This is a genomic window from Pseudomonas sp. KCJK9111, assembly GCF_046231935.1.
Taxonomy (GTDB): domain Bacteria; phylum Pseudomonadota; class Gammaproteobacteria; order Pseudomonadales; family Pseudomonadaceae; genus Aquipseudomonas; species Aquipseudomonas parafulva_B.
In genome coordinates, this window is sequence record NZ_JBJJMO010000009.1 from 61,542 (window position 1) to 87,713 (window position 26,172).

Genomic DNA, 26,172 nt, shown 5'->3' on the forward strand with positions numbered 1-26,172 from the left:
ATCCGAACAAGGTTCGTTCAACCCATGCAAGCGCCAAAATCCCGTTCTCCCCGTCGCTGGCTCGTCACGCTGCTGATCGTGTTGCTGGTCGCAGTGCTGGCCTGGTGGCTATGGCCTGCCACGTCAGCCACCGACCAGGCTGCTGGAGGGCCGGGCGGCAAAAGCGGGCGGCCCGGTTTCGGCGGGTCTACCGACCCGGTCCCGGTGAGGGTGGAACCTGCACGGGTGGGTGATTTCCCGCTTTACTACAAGGCGCTTGGCACGGTGACCGCGACCAATACCGTGAATGTGCGCAGCCGTGTAGGCGGTGAGCTGGTCAAGATTCACTTCAAGGAAGGGCAGCAGGTAAAGGCCGGTGACTTGCTTGCCGAAATCGACCCGCGTGCCTACCGCATCGCCCTGCAACAGGCCGAGGGCACCCTGGCCCAGAACCAGGCGCAACTGAAGAATGCCCAGGTCGACGTCGCTCGCTACAAAGGGCTGTATGCCGAGGACAGTATCGCCAAGCAAACCCTGGACACCGCACAGGCGCAGGTCGCGCAGTTCCAGGGGCTGGTCAAGACCAACCAGGCACAGGTCAACGATGCGCGCCTGAACCTTGAATTCACCCAGATCCGCGCACCGATCAGCGGCCGCGTCGGCCTGCGCCAGCTCGACCTGGGCAACCTGGTGGCCGCCAATGACACCACGGCGCTGGTGGTGATCACCCAGACCGAGCCGATCAACGTGGCGTTCACGCTGCCGGAAACCGAACTGGGTACCGTTCTTGAACGCTATCGCACCGGCGCCAGCCTGCCTGTGGAGGCGTGGGATCGGGGCGACAGCAAGCTGCAGGCCACCGGCGTGCTGGGCAGCATCGACAACCAGATCGACACTGCCACCGGCACCCTCAAGTTCAAGGGCCGTTTCGAGAACAAGGACCTGGCGCTGTTCCCCAACCAATTCGTCAACGTGCGTCTGCTTGCCGATACGCTCAAGCAGGTGGTGCTGGCGCCAGCCGCCGCCATTCAGTTCGGTAACGACGGAACGTTCGCCTATGTGATCAACGGCGAAAATACCGTCAACGTGCGCAAGCTGAAGGTCGGCCCCAGCGACGGTGAAAACAGCGTGATCCTCGACGGCCTGGCGGCCGGTGATCGCCTGGTGCTCGAAGGCACCGACCGCCTGCGTGAAGGCACCAAGGTAGAAGTGGTCGATGACAGCGTCCAGGTGCCGACCACGCCAGGCCAGCATTTGCAGGGCCAGGAAAGCAATGCGCCGGGCCAGGCCGATAGCACCGCAGGCAAGGCGGGCGCATGAACCTCTCGCGCCTGTTCATCCTGCGGCCAGTCGCAACGACCTTGACCATGCTGGCCTTGGTGCTGGCCGGTTTGATCGCCTACCGCATGCTGCCTGTCGCCGCGCTGCCGCAGGTCGATTACCCCACGATTCGCGTCATGACCCTGTACCCCGGGGCAAGCCCCCAGGTGATGACCAGTGCCGTCACCGCGCCACTTGAACGTCAGTTCGGCCAGATGCCCGGCCTTGAGCAGATGGCCTCGACCAGTTCAGGGGGCGCGTCGGTCCTGACCCTGCGCTTCAACCTGGACATGAACATGGACGTGGCCGAGCAGCAAGTGCAGGCCGCGATCAACGCCGCCAGCAACCTGCTGCCCAGCGACCTTCCGGCCCCTCCGGTCTATAACAAGGTCAACCCGGCCGATACGCCAGTGCTGACGCTGGCCATCTCCAGCAAGACCATGCCGCTGCCCAAGCTCAACGACCTGGTCGACACCCGCGTGGCCCAGAAGCTGGCCCAGACCAGCGGGGTGGGCATGGTCAGCATCGCCGGGGGCCAGCGCCAGGCTGTGCGCATCAAGGTCAACGTGGATGCACTGGCGGCCAACGGGCTCAACCTGGAGGATGTCCGCACACTGATCGGGGCCTCCAACGTCAACCAGCCCAAGGGCAATTTCGATGGCCCTACACGCGTCTCGATGCTCGACGCCAATGACCAACTGCGCTCGCCCGAGGAATACGCCAACCTCATCCTGGCCTACAACAACGGCGCCCCGCTGCGTTTGAAGGATGTGGCGCAGATCGTCGACGGCGCAGAAAACGAACGGCTGGCGGCCTGGGCCAACCAGAACCACGCAGTGCTTCTGAACATTCAGCGTCAGCCAGGTGCCAACGTCATCGAAGTGGTGGACCGCATCAAGGACATGCTGCCCTCGATCACCGACAACCTGCCCGCCGGCCTGGACGTGTCCGTGCTCACCGACCGTACCCAGACCATCCGCGCCGCCGTGCGCGACGTTCAGCATGAACTGCTGATCGCCATCGCCCTGGTGGTAATGGTCACCTTCCTGTTCCTGCGGCGGGTCAGCGCTACGATCATTCCTTCGATCGCCGTGCCGTTGTCATTGGTCGGCACCTTCGCCGTCATGTACCTGGCAGGGTTTTCCATCAACAACCTCACCCTGATGGCGCTGACCATCGCCACCGGTTTTGTGGTGGACGATGCGATCGTGATGCTGGAGAACATTTCACGGCACATCGAGGAAGGCGAAACGCCGCTGCAGGCGGCGCTCAAAGGCGCCAGGCAGATTGGCTTTACCTTGATCTCGCTGACCTTCTCGCTGATCGCCGTGCTGATCCCGCTGTTGTTCATGGCCGATGTAGTAGGGCGCCTGTTCCGGGAGTTCGCCATCACCCTGGCGGTGGCCATCCTGATTTCCCTGGTGGTCTCGCTGACCCTGACGCCGATGATGTGTGCCCGCCTGCTCAAGCGCGAACCCACCCCTGACGAGCAAGGCCGTTTCTACCGGGCCAGCGGTGCCTGGATCGACTGGTTGATCAAGCACTACGCCAGCGCCCTGCAATGGGTACTCAAGCGCCAGCCCCTGACCCTGCTGGTGGCGGTGGCAAGCCTGGCGTTGACGGTGCTGCTGTACATGGTGGTGCCCAAGGGGTTCTTCCCGGTCCAGGACACGGGCGTCATTCAGGGCATCTCCGAAGCACCCCAGTCCACCTCGTTCGCGGCCATGAGCGACCGGCAGCAGGCCCTGAGCCGCGTCATCCTGCAGGACCCTGCCGTGCAGAGCCTCTCGTCCTACATTGGCGTGGACGGCGACAACGCCACCCTCAACAGCGGCCGTATGCTCATCAACCTCAAGCCTCATGGCGAGCGCGATGTCACTGCAAGCGATGTCATCCAGCGCTTGCAACCCCAGCTCGACAAGCTGGTGGGCATCCGCCTGTTCATGCAGCCGGTGCAGGATTTGAGTATCGAGGACCGGGTCAGCCGCACGCAGTACCAGTTCACATTGTCATCGCCCGATGCCGAACTGCTGGGGCAGTGGAGTGGCAAACTGGTCCAGGCCCTGAACCTGCGCCCCGAGCTTGCCGATGTGGCCAGTGACCTGCAGGAGAATGGCCTGCAGGTGTACCTGGTGATCGACCGGGACATGGCCAGCCGGCTGGGCATCAGCGTGTCGCAGATCACCAACGCGCTCTACGATGCCTTCGGCCAGAGGCAGATTTCGACTATCTACACCCAGGCCAGCCAATACCGGGTGGTGCTGCAGTCGCGAGACGCGGCCGTGATCGGTCCCCAGGCACTGGAGTCGATCCACGTCAAGGCCAGTGATGGCGGGCAGGTGCGTCTGTCGGCGCTGGCGCGCATCGAGCAGCGCCAGGCGCAGCTGGCCATTTCTCACATCGGTCAGTTCCCGGCGGTCACCTTGTCATTCAACCTGGGGCAGGGCGCCTCGCTGGGCAAAGCCGTGCAGGTGATCGAGCAGGTTCAGCAGGACATCGGCATGCCGTTGGGCATCCAGACCCGCTTCCAGGGCGCGGCGCAGGCGTTCCAGGCATCTCTGTCGAGCACCTTGCTGCTGATTCTCGCGGCGGTGGTGACCATGTACATCGTGCTGGGTGTGCTCTATGAGAGCTACATCCACCCGGTGACCATCCTCTCGACGCTGCCTTCGGCTGCCGTGGGCGCCTTGCTGGCGCTGCTGATCAGTGGCAACGACCTGGGCATGATCGCCATCATCGGCATCATCCTGCTGATCGGTATCGTCAAGAAAAACGCCATCATGATGATCGACTTCGCGCTCGAAGCCGAACGCCACCAGGGCATGAACCCGCGCGATGCCATCTACCAGGCCGCGCTGCTGCGGTTCCGGCCAATCCTCATGACCACGCTGGCCGCCCTGTTCGGTGCCGTGCCGTTGATGTTGGCCACCGGGTCCGGCGCCGAACTGCGCCAACCCCTGGGCCTGGTGATGGTGGGTGGGCTGCTCGTGAGCCAGGTGCTGACGCTGTTCACCACGCCGGTCATCTACCTGTACTTCGACCGGCTGGGGCGTCGTTTCGGCAAGCGCGACCTGGCGCAGGAACCAGTATGAATACGCGCAGCGCTTCAGTAGGGGCGGCCCGATGAACCTCTCTGCGCCATTCATCCGCAGGCCCGTGGCAACCATGCTGTTGAGCCTGGCGATCATGCTGCTGGGCGCGGTCAGCTTCGGTCTGCTGCCGGTCTCGCCCCTGCCGCAGATGGATTTCCCGGTGATCGTGGTGTCGGCCAACCTGCCGGGTGCAAGCCCCGAAGTCATGGCCTCGACCGTGGCAACGCCGCTTGAGCGCAAGCTGGGCAGCATTGCCGGGGTTACCACATTGACCAGCAGTTCCAACCAGGGCTCCACGCGGGTCATCATTGGTTTTGAGCTTGGGCGCGACATCGACGGCGCTGCGCGCGAGGTGCAGGCCGCAATCAATGCCACCCGCAACCTGCTGCCCAGCGGCATGCGCAGCATGCCGACCTACAAGAAGATCAACCCGTCCCAGGCGCCGGTCATGGTTTTGTCGCTGACCTCCAGCGTGCTGCAGAAAGGGCAGCTATACGATTTGGCCGATACCATCCTGTCCCAAAGCCTGGCCCAGGTGCCTGGCGTGGGCGAGGTGCAGATCGGTGGCAGCTCGCTGCCGGCCGTGCGCATTTCGGTCGAGCCACAGTTGCTGAACCAATATGGCCTGGCGCTGGACGAGGTGCGTACCGCGGTGGCCAATGCCAACCAGCGCCGGCCCATGGGTTTTGTCGAGGATGCCGAGCGCAACTGGCAGGTGCGGGCCAACGACCAGTTGGAAAGCGCCAAGGATTACGGGCCGGTCGTGATTCGCCAGGAGAACGGCACGGTTCTTCGGCTATCGGATGTGGCAACCATCACCGATGGGGTCGAAAACCGCTACAACAGTGGCTTTTTCAATGACCAGAGCGCGGTATTGCTGGTCGTGAACCGGCAGGCAGGTGCCAACATCATTGCCACCGTGGACCAGATCAAGTCGCAGCTACCTGCCCTGCAATCGCTACTTCCGGCGAGCGTCGAGCTGAACGTGGCCATGGACCGTTCGCCGGTGATCAAGGCCACGCTCAAGGAGGCAGAGCATACCCTGCTGATCGCCGTGGTGCTGGTAATCCTGGTGGTCTACCTGTTCCTCGGCAGCCTGCGTGCTTCACTGATTCCAAGCCTGGCGGTGCCAGTGTCGCTGGTTGGAACCTTCGCGGTCATGTACCTGTGCGGCTTCTCGCTCAACAACTTGTCGCTGATGGCGCTGATCCTGGCGACCGGCCTTGTGGTGGACGATGCCATTGTCGTGCTGGAGAACATCTCCCGGCATATCGAGGACGGGCAGCCACCGATGAAGGCGGCCTTCCTGGGCGCCAAGGAAGTCGGCTTCACCCTCCTGTCGATGAACGTGTCACTGGTGGCCGTGTTCGTGTCGATCCTGTTCATGGGCGGCATCGTGCGCAGCTTGTTCCAGGAATTTTCCATCACCCTGGCGGCCGCCATCATGGTTTCGCTGCTGGTGTCGCTAACCCTTACCCCCATGCTGTGCGCCCGTTGGCTGACGGCGCACCAGGCCGAGCAGACTCGCCTGCAACGGTGGAGCGATGCCGTGCACCGGCGCATGGTGGCCGGCTATGACCGCAGCCTGGGCTGGGCGCTGCGGCATCGGCGCCTGACCCTGATCAGCCTGCTGGTGACCATTGCAGTCAACGTGGCGCTGTATGTCGTGGTGCCCAAGACACTGATGCCCCAGCAGGATACTGGCCAGCTCATGGGTTTCATCCGCGGTGATGACGGTTTGTCGTTCAGCGTCATGCAGCCCAAGATGGAAACCTACCGGCGCGCCTTGCTGGCAGACCCTGCCGTACAGAGTGTTGCAGGCTTCATCGGCGGCAACAGCGGTACCAACAACGCCATGGTGCTGGTCAGGCTCAAGCCCATCGGCGAACGCAAGCTCGATGCCCAGAAGGTGATTGAACGCCTGCGTAAGGAGATGCCCAAGGTGCCTGGCGGGCGGCTGTTCCTGATGGCCGATCAGGACTTGCAACTGGGCGGTGGCGGGCGCGATCAATCGTCCTCGCAGTACCTGTATACCTTGCAGAGCGGCGACCTGGCAGCCTTGCGCCAGTGGTTCCCCAAGGTCGTCGCGGCCATGCGCGCCTTGCCCGAGCTGACCGCCATCGACGCACGCGACGGCGCGGGCACCCAGCAGGTGACGCTGGTGGTGGACCGCGACCAGGCCAAGCGCCTGGGCATCGACATGCAGATGGTCACCACCGTGCTGAACAATGCTTACAGCCAGCGGCAGATCTCCACCATCTATGACAGCCTCAACCAATATCAGGTCGTGCTGGAGATCAACCCGAAGTACGCCTGGGACCCCAGTACCCTGGAGCAGGTGCAGGTGATTACCGCCGAGGGCGCGCGGGTGCCGCTGTCGACCATCGCGCACTATGAGAACAGCCTGGCCAACGACCGGGTCAGCCACGAAGACCAGTTCGCCTCCGAGGACATCGCCTTCGACGTCGCCGAAGGGTACAGCACCGACCAGGCGCTGGCGGCAGTCGAGCGTGCCGTGGCCAAGCTCGGCCTTCCGGAAGGGGTGATCGCCAAGCTTGGCGGCACGGCCGATGCCTTCACCAAGACCGCACAGGGGCAGCCTTTCATGATTCTAGGCGCACTGGTGCTTGTGTACCTGGTGCTCGGGATTCTGTACGAGAGCTACATCCACCCCCTGACCATCTTGTCCACGCTGCCCTCGGCCGGCGTCGGTGCCTTGTTGGCGCTGTATGTGACCGGTGGCGAATTCAGCCTGATCTCCCTGCTGGGGCTGTTCCTGTTGATCGGGGTGGTAAAGAAAAATGCCATCTTGATGATCGACCTGGCCCTGCAACTTGAACGTCAACAGGGGCTGTCGCCTGAGGAATCCATTCGCCGCGCATGCCTGCTGCGCCTGCGCCCGATCCTGATGACGACGCTGGCGGCCATTCTCGGCGCCTTGCCTCTGCTGCTGAGCCAGGCAGAAGGGGCGGAGATGCGTCAGCCGCTGGGGCTGACCATCATCGGCGGCCTGGTCTTCAGCCAGGTCCTGACCCTCTACACGACGCCTGTGGTCTATCTGTACCTGGACCGTTTGCGTCACCGCTACAACCGTTGGCGCGGTGTGCGCACCGACGCGGCCTTGGAAAACCCGCTATGACTTTTGCCCAGACTCCGCTTCATCGTGCCCTGCAAGTGCTCAGCCGTGTTCGCGGCTCGCGTTTGCTGGGGGCAGCCTTGGGGGCCGCCTTGCTCAGCGCCTGTACATTGGCCCCGGACTACCACCGCCCGGAAATGATCGGCACGGCGCAATTCAAGCATGCCGAGGGCTGGACGCAGGCAACGCCTTCTGACGCCATCGCCCGTGGTGCCTGGTGGGAAATCTATGGCGACGCGCAACTCAATGCACTGGTCGATGAGCTCAATCGCAACAACCAGAGTGTGGCGCAAGCCGAGGCGCAGTATCGCCAGGCCCAGGCGCTGGTGCGCAGCAGCCGCGCCGGGCTGTTTCCAAGCCTTGACCTGAGCGTGGCCAAGAACCGGTCGGCCCAGGGCACTGGCAGTTCCAGCTCAAGCCTGTCCAATAACAGCAGCGGCATTCGGGACACTTACAACGCCCAGTTGGGGGTGAGCTGGGAAATCGACTTGTGGGGTAAGTTGCGCGAGACGCTCAATGCCAACCAGGCCAGTGCCCAGGCCAGCCTGGCCGACCTTGCCGCCATGCGCTTGAGCCAGCAGTCGGAGCTGGTGCAGAACTACCTGCAACTGCGCGTCATCGATGAGCAGAAGCGCCTGCTGCAAGCCACGGTGGCCGCATACGAGCGCTCGCTGCGGATGAATCAGAACCAATACCGCGCAGGCATCGCCGGCCCCGACGCGGTGGCCCAGGCGCGCACCCAGCTCAAGAGCACCGAGGCTGACCTGATCGACCTGATCTGGCAGCGCGCCCAGTTCGAGAACGCTATTGCCGTGCTGCTGGGCAAGACGCCTGCGCAATTTGCCCTGGCCGACAGCCAGGCGATTCCCGCATTGCCGCAAATTCCGGTGGCGCTGCCATCGCAACTGCTCGAGCGGCGGCCCGACATCGCCGCTGCCGAGCGCAATGTGATGGCTGCCAACGCCAATATCGGCGTATCGCGCGCGGCCTATTTTCCGGATTTCAGCCTGAGCCTGAACGGCGGTTACTCAAGCAGCAGCTTCAACAACTGGATCGAGTTGCCCAACCGTTACTGGTCGGTCGGCCCACAGCTTGCGCTCACCCTGTTCGATGCGGGCAGGCGCAGCGCCGAGGTGGACCGTACCGTAGCCGTATACGATCAGACGGTCGCCCAGTACCGCCAGACCGTGCTGGATGGTTTCAAGGAGGTGGAGAACCTGCTGGTGCAACTGAAGGTGTACGGGGACGAAGCCGTGGTGCGCCAGGAGGCCCTGGAGGCCGCCCGCGAGTCGCTGCGGCTTACGGAAAATCAATACAAGGCCGGCTTGATCGGCTATCTGGATGTGGTCAATGTTCAGGCCACCGCTCTGAGCAACGAGCGCAGTGTGCTCAACCTGTTGCAGGGACGCTTGGTCGCCAGTGTCCAATTGGTAGCAGCGCTGGGCGGTGGCTGGGATGCACGAGGGGCATTCGCCGATCAGGATTGATGCGTAACCTTGACCCATGTCGGCGCACAGACCTGCTGTCGACATGGCCATTTGATATGCCGAAACACCGTGCGTTTTACCAAAGCTTGAGTACAATGGTCGGCCTTTCGTGCCTACCTCTGCCGGCTCCTGGTACTCCGCAAAATGCTGACCGCTAGCTACTCCTCTTCGCTGGTGTTGATTTCCCTGTGCGTGGCCATCCTTGCGTCCTACACGGCCCTGGACCTTGCCGGACGCATTGCCACCGCCAGGGGGTATGCCGCCTCGCTGTGGATGATCGGCGGGGCGCTGGCCATGGGAACCGGCATCTGGTCCATGCATTTTGTCGGCATGCTCGCCTTGCAGCTGCCTATCGAGCTGGGCTATGACCTGACGTTGACCGCATGCTCGCTGCTGATCGCGGTGCTGTCCTCGGGCTTCGCCCTCTGGCTGGTCAGCCAGCCCAGCTTGCCCGCCCTGCAGCTTGCCCTCGGCGCGCTCATCATGGGAGCCGGTATCGCCAGCATGCATTACACCGGCATGGCAGCGCTGCGCATGACACCCGGCATCGACTACGACCCGAGCCTGTTTCTGGCTTCGCTGCTGATCGCGGTGGGCGCTTCGGCGGCGGCGTTGTGCATCGCGTTCCGGCTACGCAGACAGACCCCCTACGTGCGTCAGATCCGTGGGCTGGCAGCGGTGCTCATGGGGATCGCCATCGTTGGCATGCACTACACCGGTATGGCGGCCGCTGGTTTTCCCCAGGGTAGTTTCTGCGGTGCGCTGCCCGGTGGCCTGGAGGGGGATGGCCTGGTGTCGCTGGTTCTGGTCACGACCTTTGCGGTGCTGCTCGTGACCTTGCTGACCTCCGTGCTGGACGCGCGCCTCGAGGCCCGCACGGCGGCGCTGGCCAGGTCGCTGACCCTGGCCAACCAGGAGCTGACTCAGCTGGCATTGCACGACACGCTCACAGGCCTGCCCAATCGCAGCCTGCTGGCTGACCGCATCGAACTGGCCATCGCCAAGGTAGCCGAGCAGGGCGGTTGCTTTGCGCTGATGTTCATTGATCTGGACGGGTTCAAGCCGGTCAACGATGCCTTTGGCCATCATGCCGGAGACCTGCTGCTCAAAGCTGTGGCAACGCGATTGCGCGGGCACCTGCATAGCCAGGACACACTGGCGCGCATCGGCGGGGATGAGTTTGTGCTGTTGGTCGAGTTACAAGACCCGAGCGACGCCATGAACGTTGCCATCAAACAGGTAAACCTGGTCTCGCGGCCTTTCAAGGTGGCTGAGCATGACCTGCAGCTTTCGGCCAGCCTGGGTATCGTCCTGTACCCCGGCAACGGTCAGGACCAGCACGAACTGCTGCGCAACGCCGACGCTGCCATGTATCACGCCAAGCGGGTAGGCAAGAATGGCTACAGCTTTTTCGACGCCTCGATGAACAGCAATGCCCGGCAGCAGTTGCAGTTGGTGCAGGATTTGCGCCTGGCAGTGGCGGCGGGGCAATTTCGTCTGCATTACCAACCCAAGTTCGACGCCAAACAGTGTCAACCGATCGGCGCCGAGGCGCTGCTGCGTTGGGAGCATCCGCAGCACGGGCTCTTGGCCCCTGACCGTTTCATCAGCCTTGCGGAAAAGACCGGCCTGATCATTTCCATCGGTGACTGGGTACTGGACGAGGCATGTCGCCAGATGCGCCTGTGGCTGGATGAAGGTATCGAGGGTTGGCGGATCGCGGTCAACCTGTCGGCCATCCAGTTTTGCCACGCGGGGCTGCTCGATAGCGTGGCGCGCGCTCTGGAACGCCATGCACTGCCCGCCAACTGCCTGACGTTGGAGATCACCGAAACCACGGCGATGTCGGACGTGGAGATGAGCCTGACTGTCCTTCAGCAACTCTCGGACATGGGCGTGGACCTGTCGATTGACGACTTTGGTACAGGCTATTCCAGCCTGATGTACCTCAAGCGCTTGCCGGCCAACGAGCTAAAAATCGACCGAGGGTTCGTACGCGAGCTGGAGGATGAGGGCGAGGATGCGGCCATCGTGTCGGCCATCGTAGCCTTGGGCCGCGCACTGGGGTTGCGAATCGTTGCAGAAGGGGTCGAGACCTCCGGTCAGCAAGCCTTCCTGACGCGGCTGGGCTGCGATGCGCTTCAGGGCTACCTGCTCGGCCGACCCGTGCCGGCCGAGCAGTTGCTGGGGTCGAGCCCTGGCCCGGCCATGGGTTAACTGGCGTTGCGCAGCAGGGGCGCGGGCTGGAAGGCTTCGAGTTCGGCTTCGACCGCTTCGATGATGCGCTCGACATCGCTGGCGGCCATGATGGCCGTGCAGGGGATGCCTGCTATGGCCAGCAAGGTTTCGCCCGTGCTTCTGTCGAACAGCCGCGCCACCATGCTGCGCGGCGCATCCATGTTGGCTTCGAAGCCCAGAGGATGGAAGTGCCAGCGCATGACCTGGCAGGCGTTGGGGAAGGTCATCTTGTTCATCCGAGCCTCCTTGTACGTGACTGAAAGCTGGTGAAAGGCGGCCGCGTACTGTGGCTGCCGGGAAAGTAACCATAGCACCTGGTTGACGGTATTCTCACTTGCAAATGTGACAAATGTTGCAGGGCATGATCTGCATCACAGCGCAGAGGATTTTCAGAAGCAGGTCAAGGCGCATCTTCACATTTTTTGCCCCCTGGCGAGCGCACCGAGCGCCCTGATCCAGGCCCGGCGTGGGTACGCGCGACGGGCTCTTGGAACCTATAGGGCCGAGTAAGGCTTGAATTCGTGAAATCCGATCGGCGGAAGGTCACCCAAGCAATCCAGCCGCGATATTGATGGTGAAACCGAGGATGGCGGTGTTGAACACGAACCCCACGAGCGAGTGGGCCAGTACCACCCGCCGCATCGCTCTACCGGCTACGCCTACGTCGGATGTCTGGACGGCCACGCTGATGGTGAACGACACGTAGTGAAAGTCCCAGTAGTCCGGCTGGGTTTCTCCATCGGCGAAGCGTAAAGGCGGCGCCGTGGCGGTCTCTGCATAGAACAGCCGCGCATAATGGAGGCTGAAGATGCAGCCGATCAGCAGCCAGGAACCTGCGACGGTGAACCCGGTGTACAAGTAGTGAGCCGTCAATGCGCTGCCATGCAGCCCGCGGCTGGACACCAGCTGCAGTGTCACGGCAACCAGGCTGGCGATTGCCGCGATGCAGACGGTAAGCAGCACCAGGCCTGCGTTTTCGTCTTCGCTGTGGGCCACCCTGCGAACCTTTGCAGGGCTTGCGGCGCAGCTGAGCCAGAGTACCAGCATCAGGTACAACCAAACGCCAATGTTCCAACCCGCCAGCAGGCGTTGCACAGGGTCAGTGACAGGGACCAGCCAGGCGCCCAGCAACCCTACGCCTGTGGCCAGGCTCAATCTAGGATGGGTGCGCGTTAGACGATAGAAAGCCATGGTGCCTCACAGCAGGGGTGTGCTCGACAAGGTTTCTGACCGCTTGGCGTGTGCCAAGATCCGCATGGACAGTGCCTTGATACGCTCCTTGGGCAGCGACGGCGGTAGGCGTCGAATTCCCCTTGAGCGATACCCACGGTTTCTTTCGTGCACTGCATCGCGCGCACTTGCAACTCTCAGTACACTGCACGCTCTAACCCCCACATTTCGCTGAACTCGAGGTTAATGCATGACGCTCAGTCCTTTGGCAGGCAAGCCGGCTCCAGCCAGCGTGCTGGTCGATATTCCCCGCCTGCTCACGGCCTACTACACCGGCCGGCCCGATGCTGGCGTGGCGAGCCAGCGTGTCGCTTTCGGCACATCGGGGCACCGGGGTACTTCGCTCGAGTTGAGCTTCAACGAACACCATGTGCTGGCCATCACCCAGGCCATCTGCCTGTACCGCCAGGAAAAGGGCATCGATGGCCCGCTGTTCGTCGGTGCTGATACCCATGCGCTGTCGGCGCCTGCCGCGGCGAGTGCATTGGAAGTGCTGGCTGCCAACGGTGTACAGGTGATGTTGTCCAAGGACGACGAATACACCCCGACACCGGCGGTTTCCCACGCCATCCTCTGCTACAACCGTGGGCGCCAGGACGGCCTGGCCGACGGCGTGGTGATCACGCCCTCGCACAACCCGCCGCAAAGTGGTGGCTTCAAGTACAACCCGCCCAACGGCGGCCCGGCCGACAGCGACGTCACCAAGTGGATCGAAGCCAAGGCCAACGAATTGCTGGCAGCCGGGCTGGCGGGGGTCAAGCGCATCGACCACGCCCAGGCCCTGCAGGCTCCTACCACCCATCGTCACGATTACATCAGCCACTATGTGGCAGACCTGGAAAACGTCATCGACTTCGAGGTCATCCGTGCAGCCAAGCTGCGCTTGGGCGTGGACCCGCTGGGTGGGGCAGGGGTGCGCTATTGGTCGGCCATTGCCCAGCACTATCAACTGGACCTGGAAGTGGTGAACACCGAGGTCGACCCGACGTTCCGTTTCATGAGCGTCGACTGGGATGGCCAGATTCGCATGGACCCTTCGTCACCCTACGCCATGCAGGGCTTGATCGGCCTGCGCGAGCGCTTCGACGTGGCCTTTGCCTGCGACCCGGACCATGATCGCCATGGCATCGTCACGCCCGACGGCTTGCTGCAACCTAACAATTACCTGGCCGTTGCCATCGACTACCTGTACCGCAACCGTCCACAGTGGCGCACCGACGCGGCCGTCGGCAAGACGGTCGTGTCCAGCGGCCTGATTGATCGGGTGACCGAGCGGTTGGGCCGCGAGCTCTACGAAGTACCCGTGGGCTTCAAGTTCTTCGCTCAAGGCCTGTTCGATGGCTCGCTGGGCTTTGGTGGCGAAGAAAGTGCGGGCGCCTCGTTCCTGCGCCGCGACGGCTCGGTATGGGCAACCGACAAGGATGGCCTCATCCCGGCCTTGCTGGCTGCGGAGATGACCGCCCGGACGGGACGCAACCCGAGCCAGGCGTACGCCGAGCTGACCCAGGCGCTGGGCAAGCCGTTCGCCACCCGCGTCGAGGCCAAGGCCGATGCCCGCCAGAAAGGGTTGTTGAGCAAGCTTGCGCCTGAGCAGGTGACCTCTACCGAGCTTGCTGGCGAGCCGATCCTGCAGATCCTGAGCCACGCGCCGGGTAATGGGCAGGCGATCGGTGGTCTTAAGGTCATCACCGCCAATGGCTGGTTCGCGGCCCGCCCGTCTGGCACCGAGGACATCTACAAGATCTACGCGGAAAGTTTTGTCGACGAAGCCCACTTGCAACGATTGGTGCAGGGAGCCCAGGTGCTGGTGGATGCGGCCATTGCTTAAGCCGTGATAAAGGGCTTGGCCCTGCGATGAGATGTAAATTAGAATTAATCCTATTTACATCATCGCAGGGACTTGTCCATGTTCGAAGCCGCGCCGCCGCCCACGCAAAGCTTCCCTGACCTTTACCGGGAGCACCGTGGTTGGCTCGAAGGCTGGCTACGACGGCGCATGGGCAATGCCTGGGATGCGGCCGACCTGAGTCAGGATACCTTCCTTCGCGTGATGGCCAGCGCCCAGCCGTTGACCGACATCCGCGAGCCACGCGCCTACCTGCTGACGGTCGGCAAGCGGCTTCTAAGCAACCTTCATCAACGCCGCAGCCTCGAGAAAGCCTACCTTGAGGCCCTGATGCACCTGCCCGAACAGCACGCGCCTTCGCCCGAACAGCGCTGGTTGTTGCTCGAAACGCTGCAAGCGCTCGATCAATTGCTGGACGGTTTGAAGCCGGTCGTGCGCAAGGCTTTTCTGCTAAGCCAGCTCGAAGGGCTGAGCTACGCCGAAATCGCCAGCCGGCTTGGTGTTTGTGAGCGTTCGGTCAAGCGCTACATGGCGCAGGCCTACGAGCACTGCCTGTTGGCCGAACTTCAGTGAGCCCACCTGTGCACCAACGGGAGGCGTTGCGCGAGGCCGCCCAGTGGCTGGCGCTCATCGATTCAGGCGATACCCGCGAGGCGGACTTGATCGGGCTTGAGCAGTGGCGGGGGCAAAGCGCTGTGCATGAGGCTGCCTGGCAGCAGGCGCTGCGCTTGCGTGAGCGCTTTACCGGGTTGCCTGCCAGTTTGGCCATGGCCTCGCTTGACCGTCCCGATCACGGCCGACGTGCCGCGCTTGTTCAAATGCTCGGTTTGGCAGCGCTGGTGCCTACGGCTTGGTGGTTGAGCCGCGAATTGCCCCTTGAGGCCTGGGCTGCTGATCTGCGTACGGGTGTGGGTGAACGGCGGCTCATGACGCTGGGGGATGGCACTAAGGTGCAGTTGAACACCGACAGCGCAGTCGACGTGGACGCTGCCAATCACAGGCTGTGGTTGCGACGCGGCGAAGTTTCAGTCGACACGCCTGGCCTTCAACCCCTGACCATCCAGGTGCCTTCAGGCCAGGTGACAGTGGGTGGTGCAACCCTTGGCCCGGGGCAGGTGTGCATCCGCCTGGTCGAACCAGGGTGTCAGGTTGCAGTTGTCCAGGGCCGGGCAGACGTTCAGCCGCTGAAAGGAAATCGCCTGCGCCTCAACGCCGGCCAGCAAGCTGCCGTTCTGGCGTCAGGTCTGCGAAATGTCGGTCCTCTTCAAGCTTGGCGACTGGGGTGGCGAGATGGCTTGTTGCGCCTGGACGATCAACGCCTAGGCGACCTGCTGGTGGAGTTGAGCCGCTATCGCCCAGGCGTGCTGCGCTGGGATCCGGCGCTGGACAGGCTCAGGGTGACCGGCACCTTCCGCCTGGATGACACCGACCGGGTATTGGCGCTGCTCGCGGCGAGCCTGCCGGTGCAGGTGGTGGCCCGTACCCGCTATTGGATCACGCTGGTGCCGCGAGCAACGACTGCCTGAGGCTCGAACCCGAGCGCTGCGTTGCGGCGCATTGCACGTGATATCAACGCGATGCTGTCCCCTTTTTCGTGCTCGCCTGTCATTACCCATAGAACACCATAAAGGGGAGCCTCATCGATGCCTGCAGTAAAGTCCATTCACTTGCGCCCATGGGTGCGCGCAGCACGCCCATTGTTCGCCATGAGCCTGCTACTGGGCATTCCCGCCTGGGCCGACGAGCCAGCCCGGCGCACGTACCAAGTGCCAGCGGCGAGCCTGGGGGCGGCCTTGACTCGCTTCGCCGATCAAGCAGGGGTCAGCTTGTCGCTGGACCCGGCGCTGGTCAAAGGCCTGCGTAGTGAAGGGCTGGCCGGCCAGTACAGCGTCGATGAAGGCTTCAGGCAATTACTACGCGGCAGCGGCCTGCAATGGGTACCTGTGGGCCACGATGCCTTTACGCTCGTGCCGTCGCCGCAGCAAGGCGGCGCGCTGGAAATAGCCCCTACCAGCATCGTCGGCGGCCCATCGACGACCGACGAGGCGCTCCCTTATGCAGGTGGGCAAGTCGCTCGCCAGGGCGCACAAGGCTTGCTGGGCGCGCGCGATTTCATGGAAACGCCGTTCAGCATCACCAGCTACACCAGCGATCTCGTGAAGAACCAACAGGCGCGCACCCTGAGCGAACTGGTCGCCAGTGACCCTTCGGTTCGTGCCACCAACCCGGCCGGTGGGCGTTTCGAGCAGTTCACCATTCGCGGTTTCAGCTTGTATAACAGTGATGTGTCCTACAACGGCCTTTATGGCTTGCTGCCTACCTACTCGATCGATATGGAGATGGCCGAACGGGTCGACATCATCAAGGGCCCCAGCCAACTGATCAACGGCATCGCACCACGGGGCAGCGTCGGCGGCGGCATCAACGTCCAACCCAAACGCGCCGGTGATACGCCGATCACCGAGTTCACCGGCAGCTACGCCTCGGCGGGCCAGGTAGGCGGGGCCGTTGACCTAGGGCGAAGGTTCGGCGACCAGCAGCAGTTCGGCATGCGTCTGAATGCGGTGAAACAGTCCGGCGATACCGAGTGGGACCACCAGCAAGTGGACCGCGAAATGGCCGTGCTGGGGCTGGATTTTCGCGGCGAGCGCCTGCGGCTTTCGGCCGACCTCGGGCATACCGAGCGTGATACTGATGCCCCCCAGGAACGTGTGCTGGTTGGGCCCCGCGCCCAGGTACCGCGTGCTGGCGATGTGCACCGCAACTACGCCCAGGCGTGGAGCAAGGCGCGCACCAACGATACCTTCGGCGCAGTGCACGCCGAATATGATCTCAGCGATTCCGTGCTGGCCTATGGCGCAGTGGGTGCCAGGGAGAGCCGGCACGATTTCCTGCGCCATAACGTTTCTGTGATCAACAATGCTGGCGACTTCACCATCCAGCCCCGCGATTTCAGCAGGGACGAATCGGTGCGCACCGCCTTGGCGGGCTTGAGAACCTGGTTACACACTGGGCCGGTCAGCCACGAGGTCAACCTGGCTGCAACGTATTACTACATGGACTTCACCAATGGGGGGGCTCGTTACGCTTCCTCACCCGGCAACCTCTACCATCCTACGGCTACGCCGACGCCAGGTACCCCAACGCGGCTCGATTCGAAGGATTACACCGAGAACCGGTTCTCCGGATTGGCGTTGTCCGACACCCTCGGCTTTTTCGATGACCGATTGCTGTTGACCCTAGGGCTGCGCTGGCAGCGGGTGCAGGTGGACGATTGGAGTGATGGGGTCAAAGGCGACACGGCGTATGACGAGAAGAAGGTCTCGCCCTCCGGTGGCGTGCTGTACAAGGTCACGGACGAGCTGTCGGTGTATGCCAACTACATGGAGGGCTTGAGCCAAGGCAAGATCGCACCGTCCACGTCGATCAACGAGGACCAGATATTCCCACCTTTCACCAGCCGCCAGGTGGAAGTGGGTGCCAAGTATGACCTGGGTAAAGTGGCGTTTACGGCCAGCGCCTTCAGAATCCGTCAGCCTGCCTATGAAACCAACCCCGGCTCCCGGGTCTTCGGCCCCAATGGCAAGCGCAACAACCGCGGTGTGGAGCTGACCGTGTTCGGTGAGCCCACCACAGGGGTGCGTGTGCTGGGCGGGGTGATGTACATCGACAGCGAACTGACCGATACCGTCGCAGGTGCCTACGATGGCAACCGTGCGCCTGCAACGCCCGCGTACAACGTCAACCTGGGTGCCGAATGGGATGTGCCGGGGGTGCAGGGGCTGACCCTGACGGCACGTGGCACGCACTCGAGCTCCCAGTACCTGGACCAGAACAACAGCAAGAAAATCGACGGCTGGGAGCGCTATGACGTGGGGGCACGGTATGCGTTCAAGCTGGACGACACGCAGGTGACCCTGCGCGCCAGCGTCGAAAACGTACTCGATGATCGTTACTGGAGCTCAGCAGGCGCGCCGGATGACGCCGAGCCAGGGCTGACCTTGTCGACGCCACGCACCTACCTGCTGTCCGCCACCCTGGGTTTCTGATCCGGCCTGCAAGAAGCCCGGGGCCAACACTGCGGGTGTTGGCAGTTGCTGGTGAAAGCTGGCGCTACTGCGGCGAGCCGAACAGGGCCGTCCAGTAGATGCCGGCATCGCTCTTCGGGTCTACGGCATAGGCTGCGCCGAGCTCCCGGAAGTCGCCGCTCATCAGGATTGCGCAGTGGCCTGGGCTGTCCAGCCAGCCTTGAACCACCTTGTGCGGCGTGTCGCGCCCGGCGGCGATGTTCTCGCCAATCTGCTGGTACAGATAACCGGCAAGCTCGGCTCGGTCGCCTGGGGTGCGGCCCTCTTTGTCGATATGATCGAAGAAATTCTGGTTGGCCATGGCCCGTGTGTGGCTGGCTGCCACCCCGGCCAGCACCGTGTTCCAGCCAAGCGCAGGGGCGGCGGCGTAGGGCTGGCCGCCGCACTGGCGGGGCTGCTGACGCGCGGCGTTGATTTCCTGGAGCATCTTTTGCCCTTCCGCTTCCCAGTCGCCCAAGCGGCCAGAGAGCAGGGGGCGAGCCAGCACAACGCGCCAGTCCCGTCCTTCCTGGCTGACGCCGATGTCGACGAACTGAGGGTCGAGCACCACCTGGCAGAAGCTTTCTTCGATGGCATGCATGGCTGCGCGTGCATCACGGGGACCAGAGAGGCTGATCGCCTGCACGTTGACCATCGGGTAACCGGCGCGGGTCATGGCCTGCTGAAGGTCACGGGTGCCTTCGGGAGACAGCGCCAGGCGAGTGTCGCTGTTAAGCGGCGGTAGTTCCAGCGAAGCTTGCTCGCCGCAGGGCTGCGCCTGGCTGCGGTATGCGTTGATCGACGCGATCAGCTGTGCTTCTTCGCCCGTGACAGCCAGCGCCTGGGACGAAACGATCAGCCCAAGCGTGAAGGCAGCGACAGATGACAGGACGCGCATATGGTTCTCCCTGAGGCTGGCAGCGGCGAGTAGGCGCTGCCTATCCTACACAAGCCCGATGGTTTTGACCCGAGCTGTGCAACGCATTGAAAACGCCTGCAAATATTGTCGGTCGTAAGGGGGAGTAGACCGCAGGCCGGACAAAAAGTGCGGCGATGTCCAGGCCAAACGTTGGTGGTAAGCGCGTGGTGGGCCTGGGCCCGACGTGTACCCAGCATGACGTGGGCCATGCTGGGTTTGCGCGGCGGTTAGCCCAGTAGCAATGAAAGGACCAGAGGAAGCGTGGCCGCCGCCACCACCGTCTGTACCGCGATGATGGTCGCCATGAGGGGCGCGTTGCCGCCCATTTGCCTGGCCATGACGTAGGAAGACGATGCCGTTGGCAGCGCCTGGAAAATCACCGCCACCACAGCGGCCTGGCCATTGAGACCGAGCAGGCGGCAGAGCCCCCACGTCGTCACTGGCATCACCAGGAACTTGAACACAGAAGCGGCTATCAATGGCTGGGCCTGATCACCGATACGTGCACCACCCAGTGCCGCACCAACGCACAGCAACCCCAGCGGCAACGCGGCATGGCCCAGCGCGCCGAGGGTAGGTTCGATGCCAGCTGGCAGGCCCAGCCCCGTCACCCGCAACAGCATGCCCCCCGCGCACCCCAGAATCAGTGGGTTGGCAAGGATTGCCCGCAGTACCGTCAACGGCGAGCTGTGCCGGGCGCTGAAGCGCGCGAAGACCAGCACGCAGAGCAGATTGACCAGTGGCACGATGGCTGCGTTGGCCACTGCTGCCAAGGCGATACCCGCACTGCCATAGATGCCCGCGGCCAGGGTCGCGCCGATGTAGTTGTTGAACCGGATACCACCCTGAAACAGCGAGGTGAAGTCGGCGCCGTCGTGCTGGCGAACGCCTTGATACAGCACCAGCAGCAATGCCCCGGACAGGGTCGAGAGCATCAGCACCGCGACCATGCCCAGCACCGGCACCCCGTCCAGGTTGGCAGTGGCCAGGCCGTGGAGGAACAACGAGGGCAGCAGCACGTAGTAGCTCAGGCGCTCGGCACCTGGCCAGAAGCTCTGCGCGACGAAGCCACGCACCCGCAGCAGCGTGCCCAGGGCGATCAACAGGATGATCGGAAGCAGGGTGGTCAACAGCACATGCAGCATGGAGACAGATCCGTGGCCGGGTACGTTGCACAGACTACCGGCCCCACACCCGCTTTGCCATGCCCGTCCCACCGGCCTTGCTAGAGCCTTTCAACGCCGTCCACGCCCATACGCCTGACTGATCCGGTCGATGACCATGGCCAGTGCCACGATGGCCAGCCCTGCCTCGACGCCCTGGCCGACGTTCAGCGTCTGGATCCCTGCCAGTACATCTTCACCCAGCCCTCGCGCCCCAATCATCGACGCGACCACGACCATCGACAGGGCCATCATCACCGACTGGTTGAGCCCGGCCATGATACTGGGCAGCGCCAGGGGCAGGGCGATGCGCCTGAGTCGCTGAGCCCGGGTCGCGCCAAGGCCTTGGGCTGCCTTGAGCAACGATGGGTCTATCTGGCTCAACCCAAGCTCGGTGAGCCGCACTAAAGGTGGCAGGGCATAGATCAAGGTCGCGAAAACCGCAGGCACCTTGCCCAGGCCGAAGAGCATCAACACGGGGATCAGGTAGACGAAGGCGGGTAGGGTCTGCATCACGTCGAGCACCGGCATTATCAGGCGTCTTGCCAACGGGCGAGCTGCCAGCACGACGCCCAACGGTATGCCCACCAGCACGCACAGCCCGGTACTGACCAGCACCAGCGCCAGGGTTTGCAGCAGTTTGTCCCACAACCCCAGCATGCCGATGAGTGCCAGCAGCCCTACCAGAACACAACTTCGCAGCAGGCTTCGGCAAGCATGCCAGGCCAGCGCACCGACCACCGCCAGCAGTAGCCACCACGGCATAAGCCTCAATAGGTTTTCCAGGCCAACGAGCACGTGCAGCAACTGGTCGGAGACGCTGCGCAAGTGATCCCCGTAGTGGAGTACCAACCAGTCGACCATGCGGTTGACCTGGTCGGCGAAGGAAAACTGCAAAGCCTGGGGAAAACCATTGCTCACAGACCGCCCTCGACCTTGGTGGCCACGTGCTCGGGAAGCCAAGCCTTCCACACTTGCGGGTGCTGGCGCATGAACGCCAAGGCGGCGTCACGGGGAGGGGTCCGTTTTTCGCTCATCTGCGCCAGTGCCTGGTTGAGCGGGTCGATAGGCAGGTCCACCCGCTCGAACACCTGGACCAAGTCCGGATATTGCTCACGAAAGGCTTTGGACACGCCAACCGACAGTTTCGCTGGCAGTGAACTGCTGCCTTTTGGGGCTGGGTTGGCAGGGTCGGTCAAGGTCGCCCAGGCCTTGGCATCGAATGCAGGTTCCTGCAGCCGCACGAGCTTGTAGCGGCCCATGAGCGGCGTAGGGTTCCAATAGTAGAAAAGCACGGGTTGGCCCCGGCGAATGGACGACCCGATCTCGGCGTCCATTGCAGCCCCCGACCCTGTGCGGAAGTTCGTGTACAGTTCGTCGAGGCCATAGGCCTTGAGCTTCTGGCTGTTCACGGTTTCGGACGTCCAGCCACTGGGGCTGTTCAGGAAACGGCCTTTGTCGGGTGATTCGGGGTCGCGGAACACCGGGGCGTAGCGCTTTAAGTCCTCGACGCTGCGCAACTCAGGCGCCAAGGGCTTGAGGTTACGCGACGCATCGCCTTCGATGACATATGCCGGCACCCACCAGCCTTCTTCGGCCTGCTTGACCGTGTCGCCCAGTGCAAACACCTGGCCTGCCTGCTCGGCCTTGACCCAGGCAGGGCTGCGGCCCGCCCACTCTTCGGCGATTACCTGCAGGTCGTTACGGGCCAGGGCGACTTCCAGGCTGACCGTGCTCCCAGGCAATGTTTCGGTGGCGTAGCCGTAGCCACGCTCGACGATCACGCGCAGGAGTTCGGTGGTGAAGGCACCGCTTTCCCAGGTAAGGGCGCCAAAGCGAATGGGCGATTGCTGATCGGCAGCGCCAGCGCTGTCGGCAGTGGCCAGACCCAGGGCGAACAGCACCCCGAACAGCAGCGATGAACCTCGTTTCATGCCTAACCTCGTCGTCTACGGCCCTTCGGGGATGGGGCAAGTGTAGACGACGCGGCGCAGGCGGCAGACTTAGACGCGGAACTGGTCCATCAATGCCTGCTGCTGGTTGGCCAAGGCATTGAGCGACTGACTGACCCTCGCCGATTCGTTGGCCTGGCCGGACAGCGACTCGGTGACATCGCGAATGGTCGCCACGTTGCTGTTGATTTCCTCGGCCACCGCGCTTTGTTCCTCGGCTGCCGAGGCGATCTGCAGGTTCATGTCGGTGATGACCGTCACCGCCTGGCCAATGCGCTGCAAGGCGGTCACGGCCTGGCCCACCTGCTGCACGCCGCTTTGGGCCTGACGATGGCTGTTGTCCATCGCGCCCACCACTTCGCGGGTACCGTCCTGCAAGGCTTCGATGACCTGGCGGGTTTCTTCGACCGACTCCTGGGTGCGCTGGGCCAGGTTGCGGACTTCGTCGGCGACCACCGCAAAGCCGCGCCCGGCCTCACCGGCTCGGGCTGCTTCGATGGCAGCGTTGAGCGCCAGCAAGTTGGTCTGCTCGGCAATCGAGCGGATGACTTCCAGTACGGAGCCAATTTTCTCGCTGTTCTGCGACAGGCCCTGCACCTCGGCCATGGCCGTGCTCATGTCAGCGGCCAGTGAGTCGATGCTGTGGGTGGTGCGATCGATCACCGCCAACCCTTCACGGGTGGCCTGGTCGGCGTCGCGGGCCGCCTGCGCGGCTTGCGCAGCGCTTCGGGCGACGTCCTGGGCGGTCGCGCTCATCTCATGGGAGGCGGTGGCTACCTGGTCTACCTGGCGGTATTGCTGTTCCATGCCGGCGCTGGTCTGGGTAGCGATGGCCGATGACTGATCGGCCGTTGAGCGGGCGGCCTGTACCGACTGTTTTACCTCGGCGATGGTGGGCTGCAGTTTGTCCAGAAAACGGTTGAACCAGCCCGCCAGTTCGCCCAGTTCATCCTGCTTGTCGTAGGTCAAACGGCGGGTCAGGTCACCTTCGCCACTGGCGATGTCCTTGAGCATGGCCGCCACGCCCAGGATCGGGCGGGTAACGCCACGGGCCATCAGCCACACCATCAGCAGGCCGAAGATGGCTGCTGCCAGGCCAAGGCCCAGTTCGAGGAGGGTACCGCTGGTGTTGAGGGCGTCCAGTTCCTGCTTCAGTGCCTCGGCAGGCCCGGTCAGGGCGTTTTCAGGGACGTCCAGCAACACGCCCCATGGCTTGGCGTCCGGAATCGGACGGAAGGCCGCGAGCACTTTCAGGCGCTGGCGATCATTGATGATGGTCATTTTGCCGTCGGCCATCTTGGCCACCAGCTCTGCGCCCTTGATCGTGTCGATCTGGTCGAAGCGCTGGGAGAGCTTGCTGGCATCGGCACTGTAACCTGCCAGCAAGCCCACTGGGCTCAGAATGCCCACGGTGGTGCGACCTTCATAGAGGCTGCGGCTGGCCTGTTCGCTCAGTGCCTGCAAGCTGTTGAGCTTGATGTCCACCGACAGCGTGGCGATCGCCTTGCCGTCCACCACCAGCGGGAAGACGATGCTGGTCATCAGCACCTGCTGGCCATCGATGGCATAGAAGTAGGGTTCGACCACGCAGACCTTGCCCGACGTACGCGGGCATACCCACCAGGTATTGGCAGGTTGGCCGCTAGGCCCGATGGAAGTGTCGGCCATGTCGCGCTCGGGCAGGGCCATCGAGGTCAGCTGGCCCACGTGCGGTTGCGACCAGTACAGGGCGAAGCGGCCGGTTTCGTTGCTGCCAAGCTGTGCCTGGCCGGCGAACAGGCTGTCCTTGCTGTCCAGCGCATTGGGTTCGAACACCAGCGACAGGCCCAGCAGATCGGGGTTGGCCTGAAGCGCGGCACGCACCTGCCGGGTCATGTCCTCGCGCAGGTCGAACGCATCGAGAAAGCGCTTTTCGGCCTGTTCGCGCAGGAACAGTACCTGCCTGGCAAAGCCCGCGCCGTACTGGTAGGCATCCATGAATTGGCGGCGGATGTTCAGGGCCTGCACCTCGCCCTGGGATTCGATGCGCGACTGGGCCGATTCGGTCAGCATCTGCATGCTGCTGGCCTTGACCAGGTCCGAGCTGTGGTCCATCCGGTACAGGGACAACCCAATGAGCAGGGTGACGATGCCGGCCAGGCACAGGCCGGCCAGCAATGTGATTTTCCATTGGATGGAAAGTTGTCGCAGAGGCATGGGGCAGATCCCTTTTTTTGACAAGTAAGGGTTAGGGCACGGGCGAGGCGATTTCCAGCCCCAGGTGGGTATCGGCGCCTACAGACTTTTCTTTATTCAAACATTCAATTTAATCCGCCCGGTTGCGAGCAAACCGCCCCTGCGTGGCAGTTTTGACATCTGCCGTGCACTGCGTCAGAGTGCGCGCTTTTTTGTTCCCAGTGAGGTAAGCCCCCCATGAATGCAGTGATTGCCGCGGTTGGCATCATGCTGATACTGAGCCTGTCCCGCGTACATGTGGTCATCGCCCTGATCGTCGGTGCCCTGGCAGGTGGGCTGGTCGGCGGTCTGGGCGTGCAAGGCACGCTTGAGGCCTTCAATGGCGGGCTCGGCGGGGGGGCTACCGTGGCGCTGTCCTACGCGCTGCTAGGTGCCTTTGCCGTGGCCATCGCCAAATCCGGCCTGGCGCATGCGTTGGCCGACCGGGCTTTGGCCATGATCGACCGGCAAGGCCACGACCAGGGTGGCAGGGTGAAATGGTTGATGATCGGCCTGATGCTGGTGGTGGCCGTCTCGTCTCAGAATATTCTGCCCATTCACATCGCCTTCATTCCATTGCTGGTACCGCCGCTGCTCTATGTGCTGACCCGCCTGCGCATCGACCGGCGCCTGATCGCTTGCGTCATTACATTCGGCTTGATCACGCCCTACATTTTCCTGCCAGTGGGTTTCGGCAATATCTTTCTCAATCAGATTCTGCTGGCCAACGTAGCGCGTGCAGGGGTCGATATCACTGGGGTCAACGTCACCCACGCCATGGCCCTTCCCGCCGCTGGCATGCTGGTAGGCCTGCTGTTGGCCGTGTTTGTCAGCTACCGGAAAAAACGCGACTACGATCTGGCGCGCATCGAGCAGGTCGAACAGGTGAGCGTGCGCTACAACCCGATGACACTGTTGGTGGCCGGCATTGCGATCGTTGCCGCGTTCGTCGTCCAACTGCTGGTGGACTCGATGATCATCGGCGCAATGGTCGGCTTTCTGATCTTCTCGCTGTCGGGCATCGTTAAGTGGCGCGACACCGATGACCTGTTCACCGAAGGCATGAAGATGATGGCCATGATTGGTTTCATCATGATCACCGCCTCTGGCTTTGCAGACGTCATGAAAGCCACTGGTGATGTACAAAGCCTCGTCGAAACGTCGGCGCATTGGATCAACCACAGCAAAGGGGTAGGGGCCTTGCTGATGCTGTTGGTGGGCCTGCTGGTCACCATGGGCATCGGCTCGTCGTTTTCCACCGTACCGATTCTGGCTGCGATTTTCGTACCGCTGTGCGTCCAGCTCGGCTTCGACCCTTTGGCGACCGTGTGTATCGTGGGTACGGCAGGCGCGTTGGGTGACGCAGGCTCGCCAGCCTCGGATTCCACCCTGGGCCCAACTTCCGGGCTCAATGTGGACGGGCAGCACCATCACATCTGGGACACGGTGGTGCCGACGTTCATTCACTACAACCTGCCGCTGCTGGCCTTCGGGTGGCTGGCCGCGATGACGCTCTAGCAGCAGGCGGC

At 63.1% G+C, this 26,172-nt stretch carries 17 protein-coding genes and 1 pseudogene; 10 read left to right on the plus strand and 8 right to left on the minus strand.

The window, feature by feature from the left end; genetic code table 11:
* Positions 1–24 precede the first annotated feature (24 nt).
* The 5 genes from ACK59L_RS06075 (at position 25) to ACK59L_RS06095 (ending at position 11,231) form a co-directional block, all read left to right on the plus strand.
* On the plus strand, positions 25–1,299 hold the full coding sequence (locus ACK59L_RS06075) for an MdtA/MuxA family multidrug efflux RND transporter periplasmic adaptor subunit (RefSeq protein WP_409272455.1): 1,275 nt from the start codon (positions 25–27) through the stop codon (positions 1,297–1,299).
* A complete protein-coding gene (locus ACK59L_RS06080) occupies positions 1,296–4,391 on the plus strand; it encodes an MdtB/MuxB family multidrug efflux RND transporter permease subunit (RefSeq protein ID WP_409272457.1) in 3,096 nt (1,031 codons plus the stop codon). The genes ACK59L_RS06075 and ACK59L_RS06080 overlap by 4 nt, the downstream gene beginning before the upstream one ends.
* 31 nt (positions 4,392–4,422) lie before the next feature.
* Positions 4,423–7,530 (plus strand): efflux RND transporter permease subunit, encoded by a 3,108-nt coding sequence (locus ACK59L_RS06085; RefSeq protein ID WP_409272459.1) that lies wholly within the window; start codon positions 4,423–4,425, stop codon positions 7,528–7,530.
* A complete protein-coding gene (locus tag ACK59L_RS06090) occupies positions 7,527–9,014 on the plus strand; it encodes an efflux transporter outer membrane subunit (protein WP_409272460.1) in 1,488 nt (495 codons plus the stop codon). Before ACK59L_RS06085 ends, ACK59L_RS06090 begins: the two co-directional genes overlap by 4 nt.
* A 144-nt stretch (positions 9,015–9,158) precedes the next feature.
* Complete coding sequence (locus ACK59L_RS06095; protein ID WP_409272462.1) at positions 9,159–11,231, plus strand: putative bifunctional diguanylate cyclase/phosphodiesterase; 2,073 nt, start codon at positions 9,159–9,161, stop codon at positions 11,229–11,231.
* On the opposite strand, the gene ACK59L_RS06100 is transcribed toward ACK59L_RS06095, so the two are convergent.
* Positions 11,228–11,488, minus strand: a complete 261-nt coding sequence (locus ACK59L_RS06100; RefSeq protein WP_409272464.1) for a DUF1652 domain-containing protein — start codon at positions 11,486–11,488, stop codon at positions 11,228–11,230. The two genes, ACK59L_RS06095 and ACK59L_RS06100, sit on opposite strands and share 4 nt — an antisense overlap.
* A 307-nt stretch (positions 11,489–11,795) precedes the next feature.
* Positions 11,796–12,443, minus strand: coding sequence for a DUF1345 domain-containing protein (locus tag ACK59L_RS06105; RefSeq protein ID WP_409272466.1), 648 nt, complete (start codon positions 12,441–12,443; stop codon positions 11,796–11,798).
* Between the two features lie 229 nt (positions 12,444–12,672).
* Here ACK59L_RS06105 and pgm point away from each other — a divergent pair, with 229 nt between their 5' ends.
* The 4 genes from pgm (at position 12,673) to ACK59L_RS06125 (ending at position 18,377) form a co-directional block, all read left to right on the plus strand.
* A complete protein-coding gene (gene pgm, locus ACK59L_RS06110; protein WP_409272468.1) occupies positions 12,673–14,310 on the plus strand; it encodes a phosphoglucomutase (alpha-D-glucose-1,6-bisphosphate-dependent) in 1,638 nt (545 codons plus the stop codon).
* Between the two features lie 78 nt (positions 14,311–14,388).
* Positions 14,389–14,901: a sigma-70 family RNA polymerase sigma factor gene (locus tag ACK59L_RS06115; protein WP_409272470.1), complete on the plus strand. Its 513-nt coding sequence runs from the start codon at positions 14,389–14,391 to the stop codon at positions 14,899–14,901.
* Entirely contained in the window at positions 14,898–15,854 is a 957-nt protein-coding gene (locus ACK59L_RS06120) for a FecR domain-containing protein (RefSeq protein ID WP_409272472.1), read from the plus strand. The genes ACK59L_RS06115 and ACK59L_RS06120 overlap by 4 nt, the downstream gene beginning before the upstream one ends.
* 117 nt (positions 15,855–15,971) lie before the next feature.
* Positions 15,972–18,377, plus strand: a complete 2,406-nt coding sequence (locus ACK59L_RS06125; RefSeq protein ID WP_409272474.1) for a TonB-dependent siderophore receptor — start codon at positions 15,972–15,974, stop codon at positions 18,375–18,377.
* A 64-nt stretch (positions 18,378–18,441) separates the two neighbouring features.
* On the opposite strand, the gene ACK59L_RS06130 is transcribed toward ACK59L_RS06125, so the two are convergent.
* From ACK59L_RS06130 to ACK59L_RS06155, 6 genes and pseudogenes are all read right to left on the minus strand, one after another.
* Positions 18,442–19,293, minus strand: a complete 852-nt coding sequence (locus tag ACK59L_RS06130) for a CAP domain-containing protein (RefSeq protein ID WP_409272476.1) — start codon at positions 19,291–19,293, stop codon at positions 18,442–18,444.
* A gap of 248 nt (positions 19,294–19,541) precedes the next feature.
* Entirely contained in the window at positions 19,542–20,459 is a 918-nt protein-coding gene (locus tag ACK59L_RS06135; protein ID WP_196135400.1) for an AEC family transporter, read from the minus strand.
* A 90-nt stretch (positions 20,460–20,549) separates the two neighbouring features.
* Positions 20,550–21,398, minus strand: a complete 849-nt coding sequence (locus ACK59L_RS06140) for a proline/glycine betaine ABC transporter permease (RefSeq protein WP_058605410.1) — start codon at positions 21,396–21,398, stop codon at positions 20,550–20,552.
* Positions 21,395–22,411, minus strand: a complete 1,017-nt coding sequence (locus tag ACK59L_RS06145; protein ID WP_409272479.1) for an ABC transporter substrate-binding protein — start codon at positions 22,409–22,411, stop codon at positions 21,395–21,397. Before ACK59L_RS06145 ends, ACK59L_RS06140 begins: the two co-directional genes overlap by 4 nt.
* A 69-nt stretch (positions 22,412–22,480) precedes the next feature.
* On the minus strand, positions 22,481–23,236 hold the full coding sequence (locus ACK59L_RS06150) for a methyl-accepting chemotaxis protein (RefSeq protein ID WP_371259672.1): 756 nt from the start codon (positions 23,234–23,236) through the stop codon (positions 22,481–22,483).
* 102 nt (positions 23,237–23,338) lie between these two features.
* Positions 23,339–24,625: pseudogene (locus ACK59L_RS06155) on the minus strand (HAMP domain-containing protein); the annotation flags it as partial.
* A 216-nt stretch (positions 24,626–24,841) separates the two neighbouring features.
* On the opposite strand from ACK59L_RS06155, the gene ACK59L_RS06160 reads away from it, so the two are divergent.
* Positions 24,842–26,161, plus strand: coding sequence for a Na+/H+ antiporter family protein (locus ACK59L_RS06160; RefSeq protein ID WP_409272481.1), 1,320 nt, complete (start codon positions 24,842–24,844; stop codon positions 26,159–26,161).
* Positions 26,162–26,172: the final 11 nt, after the last annotated feature.